The following is a 6,016-nucleotide window of genomic DNA, read 5'->3' as shown; positions in this document are numbered from 1 at the left end:
CGGCCGAGCGGGCCGCCGCGGCGGCGGTCGCCGCCGCGCGGGACGGGGTGTTCGCCGCCGGGGGATGAGGACCGTGCACGCCAGAACGCCAGGGCGTCAGGGCGTCAGAACCCCAGGGCGTCGGAACGTCTGGGTGTCAGAACGTCAGAACATCTCCCCCAGTACGCGTGCCGCCCTCTCCACGTCCGCGAAGCCCACGTACAGGGGGGTGAAGCCGAACCGGAGGATGTCCGGTTCCCGGAAGTCGCCCACCACCCCCGCGGCGATCAGGCGGCGCATCACCTCGCCCGCCCCCGCGCACCGCAGGGCGATCTGGCTGCCCCGCTGCGCGTGGGCCGCCGGGGTCACCGACCGCACCGCGCCGGCGGGTACGTACGCCTCGACGCACTCGAGGAAGAAGTCCGTCAGCGCCAGGGACTTGGTCCGGACCGTCTCGATCTCCACGTCCTCCCAGACCTCCAGGGCCGCCTCCAGGGCGAGCATCGAGAGGATGTCGGGGGTGCCGACGCGGCCGCGGACCACGCCGGGGGCCGGGGTGTGGTCCGGGGTCATGGCGAAGGGCTCCGCGTGGGAGTTCCAGCCCGGCAGCGGGGAGTCGAAGCGGGGCTGGTGGTCCCGGCGGACGTAGAGGTACGCCGGTGAACCCGGGCCGCCGTTCAGGTACTTGTAGGTGCAGCCGACCGCCAGGTCCACGCCGTGCGCGTCGAGGCCGACCGGCAGGGCGCCCGCGCTGTGGCAGAGGTCCCACACCGACACGGCGCCCGCCGCGCGGACCGCGGCCGTCAGGGACGGCAGGTCGTACAGCCGGCCCGTGCGGTAGTCGACGTGGTTCAGCAGGACCGCCGCCGTACGTGCGCCCAGCGCGTCCGGCACCTCGTCCGGCGCCACCGGGCGCAGTGTGCAGCCCGTGAGCCGGGCCGCCGACGCGGCGATGTAGCCGTCCGTCGGGAACGTCGTCGCGTCGACCAGGATCTCGTCCCGCCGCCACCCGCCGGCCCCGCCAACCCCGTTCACCCCGTCCGTTCCCTCGGTCCCGTCCGTTCCCTCGGTCCCGTCCGTCCCGTTCGCCAGCCTCACCGCGCCGACGACCGCCTTGAACACGTTGACGCTGGTCGAGTCGCCCACGACGATCTGGCCCGGCGCCGCGCCCACCAGCGGCGCGATCCGGTCGCCGATCCGTTCCGGCGCCGTCCACCAGCCGCTCTCGTCCCAGGAGCGGATCCGCAGCGAACCCCACTGGCGGCGCACCACGTCCTCGACCCGTCCGGGCACCGAGCGCGGCAGGGCACCGAGCGAGTTCCCGTCCAGGTAGACCGTGTCGTCCAGGACGAACCGCTCGCGCAGCCCGCCCAGCCCGTCCGCGGCGTCCAGCTCGGCCGCCTTCTTCCCGTACGACTCGTGGACTCCGGGCTCAGACATGGGACCTCGCCGTCCACAGCTCGGGGAACACGTTCTTGCGGGCCCTCTTCTCCAGCCAGGCCACGCCCGCCGAGCCGCCGGTGCCCGTCTTGGCGCCCATCGCGCGGCGGGTGGCGACGAGGTGGTCGTTGCGCCAGCGCCACACGAGTTCGGCGACATCCGTCAACGCCTCGCCGAGACGGGCCAGTTCGGCGCTCTCGTCGCCGGCGTAGAGGTCCGTCCACACGGCCTCCACCTCGGGCGACGGCTCGTAGCGCCGGGACACGTCCCGTTCGAGGACCGACGACGGCACGGCGTGCCCGCGCCGCGCGAGCAGGCGCAGCACCTCGTCGTACAGGCTCGGTTCCTGCAATGCCTTCTCCAGCTCCGCGTGGACGCGGGGCGCGCCGCGGTGCGGTACGAGCATGGACGCGGACTTGTCGCCGAGCAGGAACTCCATCCGCCGGTACATGGCGGACTGGAAACCGGAGCCCTCGCCGAGGGCACCGCGGTACGAGTTGAACTGGGCCGGGGTGAGCTGGCCGAGGGGCTTCCAGGAGGCGTTCAGCGCCTCCAGCTCCCGTACGGACCGCTTCAGGGCCGCCACCGCGACCGGCACCCGGTCCTCGCGCAGCGCCTTCGCCGCGGTCTCCCACTCGTGCACGATGACGGTGAACCACAACTCCATGACCTGGGTCGTCACCAGGAAGACCATCTCTCCGGGGTCGTCGGAGAGGGTGTGCTGGAGGTGGGTCAGGACGTCCGCCTGGACGTAGTCCTCGTACGGGGTCGTGCCGTGGAAGTCGAGATGCGGGGTCTCGGGCTCCGAAGCCGTTGCGGGCACCTCGTGGGGCTGAGCCTGTTGGGACATCGCTGTCTCCTGCTGCACTCCGGGTAGCGGTCCGCCCCTGCCGAATTCCGACACGGGGGCCCCGGTCCCCATGGGCATACTCCACAATCGTGCCCCGAAACCGCAAGGTCCGCCTGGTCACACCAGGCGGACCCGTATCCGCACGCCGTCCGTGCGTCGTCCGCACGCCGTCCGTGCGTCATCCGTGCGTCGTCCGTGCGTGCGCGGCACGGACCGCGGGCTAGCCCAGGGTCCGGGCCGCCGTCTCGGAGGAGTCCCGCAGGAACTGCGAGCAGCGCTCGTACTCCTCCTGCTCGCCGATCGCCTGCGCGGCGCGGGCCAGGCCGTGCAGGGCGCGCAGGAAACCGCGGTTCGGCTCGTGCTCCCACGGCACCGGGCCGTGCCCCTTCCAGCCGCTGCGCCGCAGGGAGTCGAGGCCCCGGTGGTAGCCGGTACGGGCGTACGCGTACGACTCGACGACGCTGCCGCGCTCGTACGCCTCGTCGGCCAGCCGGGCCCAGGCGAGCGAGGAGGTCGGGTACTTCGCGGCGACGTCGGCGGGTGCCGTGCCGTTCGCGAGGAGCTCGCGCGGCTCCGGGTCGTCGGGCAGGTGGGTCGGGGGCGGTCCCCCGAGGAGGTTCTCGTGAATGGCCATGGGTTCCAGTTTGCGCTATCCCCCGCGCCGGGGCCGCCGGGTGGGTCCCCTTTCGCCGAAAAGACACCCTGGGATCACCGGCCGCCGGGCGCTCCGGGCGGCCGTGTCCCGGACGGCACGGGCATGCGGACACGCGGCGGGGCCCGGCTCTCCCTGGGGAGGACCGGGCCCCGCCCCGACATCAGGGGCTGCGGTGCTTACTTGATCTTCGTGCCCGTGGAGCGCAGGTGGCCGCAGGCCTCGGTGACGCGCTTGGCCATCGAGCCCTCGGCGAGCTTGCCCCAGGTGCGGGGGTCGTACGTCTTCTTGTTGCCGACCTCGCCGTCGACCTTCAGGACACCGTCGTAGTTGCGGAACATGTGGTCCGCGACCGGCCGCGTGAACGCGTACTGGGTGTCCGTGTCGATGTTCATCTTCACGACGCCGTTCTCCAGGGCCGTGCGGATCTCCTCCTCGGAGGAGCCGGAGCCGCCGTGGAAGACGAAGTCGAACGGGGACGGCTTGCCGTACTTCGCCGCCACGCCCTCGTTCAGCTCCTTCAGGAGTTCGGGGCGCAGGACGACGTTGCCCGGCTTGTAGACGCCGTGCACGTTGCCGAAGGACGCGGCCAGCAGGTAGCGGCCCTTCTCGCCCAGGCCCAGGGCCTCGACCGTGCGGATCGCGTCGTCGACCGTGGTGTAGAGGGAGTCGTTGATCTCGTGCGAGACACCGTCCTCCTCGCCGCCGGTCGGGGTGATCTCCACCTCAAGGATGATCTTCGCGGCGGCGGCGCGGCCCAGCAGTTCCTGGGCGATGGCCAGGTTGTCGGCGAGGGTCTCGGCGGAGCCGTCCCACATGTGGGACTGGAAGAGGGGGTTGCGGCCGGCCTTGACGCGCTCCTCGGAGACCGCGATCAGCGGACGGACGTACCCGTCGAGCTTGTCCTTGGGGCAGTGGTCCGTGTGGAGGGCGACGGTGACGTCGTACTTCGTGGCGACGATGTGCGCGAACTCGGCCAGCGCGACCGCGCCCGTGACCATGTCCTTGTTGTGCTGACCGCCCAGGAACTCCGCACCGCCGGTGGAGATCTGGATGATGCCGTCGCTCTCGGCCTCCGCGAACCCGCGGAGCGCAGCGTGCAGGGTCTGCGTCGAGGTCACGTTGATGGCCGGGTAGGCGAACTTGCCTGCCTTCGCCCGGTCGAGCATCTCGTTGTAGACCTCGGGGGTTGCGATGGGCATCTGTCCGCTCCTTGTATGTGCGGGTGGCGTGCTGCTTGTGACCCTGACCTAGGGGGCGACGTCATCGTCGGCCCCATCTTTCCAGACGCACCCGAATGCTCCGGTCCCGGACGGCTCCGCGTGGCCTCGGACGGCTCCGGACGGCTCCGAACGGCTCCGAACGGTTCCGGAAGGCTTCGGGTTCAGGCGAGGCCCAGCTCGTCCTTGGAGTACGCGAAGAGGTACGGGACGCCGGCGCCCTCCTGGATCTTCTCCGCGGCGCCGGTGGCGCGGTCGACGATGGTCGCCACGCCCACGACCTCCGCACCGGCCTCGCGCACGGCCTCGACGGCGGTGAGCGGGGAACCGCCGGTGGTGGAGGTGTCCTCGACGACGAGCACGCGGCGCCCCGCGATGTCCGGGCCCTCGACCCTGCGCTGCAGGCCGTGCGCCTTCGCCTCCTTGCGGACGACGAAGGCGTCCAGGCGGCGGCCGCGGGCGGCGGCGGCGTGCAGCAGCGCCGCGGCGACCGGGTCGGCGCCCATCGTGAGGCCGCCGACCGCGTCGAAGTCGAGGTCCGCCGTCAGGTCGAGCAGCACCTGCCCGACCAGCGGGGCCGCCTCGCCGTCCAGCGTGATCCGCCGCAGGTCGACGTAGTAGTCGGCCTCCAGACCGGAGGAGAGGGTCACCCTGCCGTGCACCACGGCCTTGTCCTTGATCTGCTGCAGCAGCTCGCCGCGCGCGTCGTCGCTCATGGGGGTCAGCTTAGAGGCGGCGCCAGGTCCAGGTGGTGGCGGCTTCGAGCGGTTCGATGGGGGTGACCAGGCGGGGCGCGGTGTTGAGCCCGTTGGGCGGGCCGGTCTGCGGTTCGACGCACACGGCGGCCTCCTGCTCGTCGTACACGACGACCCACTGCTCGCGGCTGGCCACGTTCAGCTCCAGCTGCCCCGGCCAGGTGAGGGTGACGTCGACGCCGTCGGGCATGCCGAAGCAGTCGTCCCAGGGGCTCGGCCGCGGGTCGATGCGGCGGCCCGTCGGCAGGTGGTCGTCCCCGCGCTCCTCCTGCCAGGCGGCGGTGAAGTCGACGCGCACGTCCTGGGCGCCCTCGCCGCCGAGGTTGCGGTTGAACCAGGGGTGCCAGCCGATCTGCGCCGGGAAGGACTCGTCGTACGTCTCCACCGACATGGTGAGCGTCAGGGAGTCGCCGGTCAGCGTGACGGCCTGGGTGACGCGGCCGGTGTACGGCCAGGGGTCGGTGAGGTCGTACGTGATGACGGCCTCGGCCTCGCCCGTGCGGGCGGTGCGCCAGGCGGCGTCGCGGGCGGTGCCGTGGATGGCGTGCGGTGGGGAGTTGAGGGGGAGTTGGTGGGGGGTGGCGCCGTTCAGGAAGCGGCCGTCCCTGGTGCGGCCGCACCAGGGGACCATCGGGAAGCAGCCGAACTTGTCTCCCTGGCGGAGGAGTTCGATGCCGTCGACCTTCAGTGCGCCGATGCGTCCGCCGTTGCCCGGCTGGACGGTCGCTTCCACTTGGCCGTCGGCGGCGGTCAGCGTGATGTCTTCGTTACTCACGGGGACGAGATTACGGGGTGCGGCCGGAAATGTGGGCCGTCAGGGGCGTTCCGCCCCTTCCGCCCCCGCGCGGGGCGGGCCCCGGGCCCCTGGAATGCCTGTCCGTCCGCCGGGTGCGGGCCGGTGAGGGCTGATCGCGCAGGTCCCCGCGCCCCTGAAAACCCACCCGCCGGGTGCGGGCCGGTGAGGGCTGATCGCGCAGTTCCCCGCGCCCCTGAAGACACGCTCGCCGGGTGCTGGCCGAGTGTGGCCGGGCGCGCAGTTCCCCGCGTCCCTGAGGGCGCAGCCCCGGGGGCTGCGAACCCGGGACGCGACCCCCTCGGGCTGCGACCCGCCAGGGTCGCG

The 6,016-nt window shown here is 72.4% G+C and carries 6 protein-coding genes; all 6 read right to left on the bottom strand.

What is annotated here, in order from left to right; genetic code table 11:
• Window positions 1–144: 144 nt before the first annotated feature.
• Window positions 145–1,419 carry a kynureninase gene (gene kynU, locus HO151_RS02825; RefSeq protein ID WP_173894542.1) on the bottom strand — a complete coding sequence of 425 codons (1,275 nt, stop codon included), beginning with the start codon at window positions 1,417–1,419 and terminating at the stop codon, window positions 145–147.
• Window positions 1,412–2,269 carry a tryptophan 2,3-dioxygenase family protein gene (locus HO151_RS02820; RefSeq protein WP_173894541.1) on the bottom strand — a complete coding sequence of 286 codons (858 nt, stop codon included), beginning with the start codon at window positions 2,267–2,269 and terminating at the stop codon, window positions 1,412–1,414. The genes kynU and HO151_RS02820 overlap by 8 nt, the downstream gene beginning before the upstream one ends.
• A 220-nt stretch (window positions 2,270–2,489) precedes the next feature.
• Window positions 2,490–2,903 carry a DUF3151 domain-containing protein gene (locus HO151_RS02815; protein WP_173894540.1) on the bottom strand — a complete coding sequence of 138 codons (414 nt, stop codon included), beginning with the start codon at window positions 2,901–2,903 and terminating at the stop codon, window positions 2,490–2,492.
• Window positions 2,904–3,100: 197 nt separating this feature from the next.
• The gene (gene fbaA / locus HO151_RS02810; RefSeq protein ID WP_173894539.1) at window positions 3,101–4,123 is read right to left on the bottom strand and encodes a class II fructose-bisphosphate aldolase; all 1,023 of its coding nucleotides are present in this window, start codon (window positions 4,121–4,123) and stop codon (window positions 3,101–3,103) included.
• A gap of 182 nt (window positions 4,124–4,305) precedes the next feature.
• The gene (gene pyrE / locus HO151_RS02805) at window positions 4,306–4,857 is read right to left on the bottom strand and encodes an orotate phosphoribosyltransferase (protein ID WP_173894538.1); all 552 of its coding nucleotides are present in this window, start codon (window positions 4,855–4,857) and stop codon (window positions 4,306–4,308) included.
• A 10-nt stretch (window positions 4,858–4,867) separates the two neighbouring features.
• Window positions 4,868–5,671, bottom strand: coding sequence for an aldose 1-epimerase (locus HO151_RS02800; protein ID WP_173894537.1), 804 nt, complete (start codon window positions 5,669–5,671; stop codon window positions 4,868–4,870).
• Window positions 5,672–6,016 lie beyond the last annotated feature (345 nt).

Source organism: Streptomyces sp. 8P21H-1 (assembly GCF_013302945.1).
Note: the sequence above shows the minus strand (reverse complement) of the source record. Positions and strands in the feature narration are given on the sequence as shown.

Bases quoted from the DNA above. Each gene is read 5' to 3' on its own strand.
- kynU (WP_173894542.1), bottom strand. From the start codon at position 1,419: ATGTCTGAGCCCGGAGTCCACGAGTCGTACGGGAAGAAGGCGGCCGAG.
- HO151_RS02820 (WP_173894541.1), bottom strand. From the start codon at position 2,269: ATGTCCCAACAGGCTCAGCCCCACGAGGTGCCCGCAACGGCTTCGGAG.
- HO151_RS02815 (WP_173894540.1), bottom strand. From the start codon at position 2,903: ATGGCCATTCACGAGAACCTCCTCGGGGGACCGCCCCCGACCCACCTG.
- fbaA (WP_173894539.1), bottom strand. From the start codon at position 4,123: ATGCCCATCGCAACCCCCGAGGTCTACAACGAGATGCTCGACCGGGCG.
- pyrE (WP_173894538.1), bottom strand. From the start codon at position 4,857: ATGAGCGACGACGCGCGCGGCGAGCTGCTGCAGCAGATCAAGGACAAG.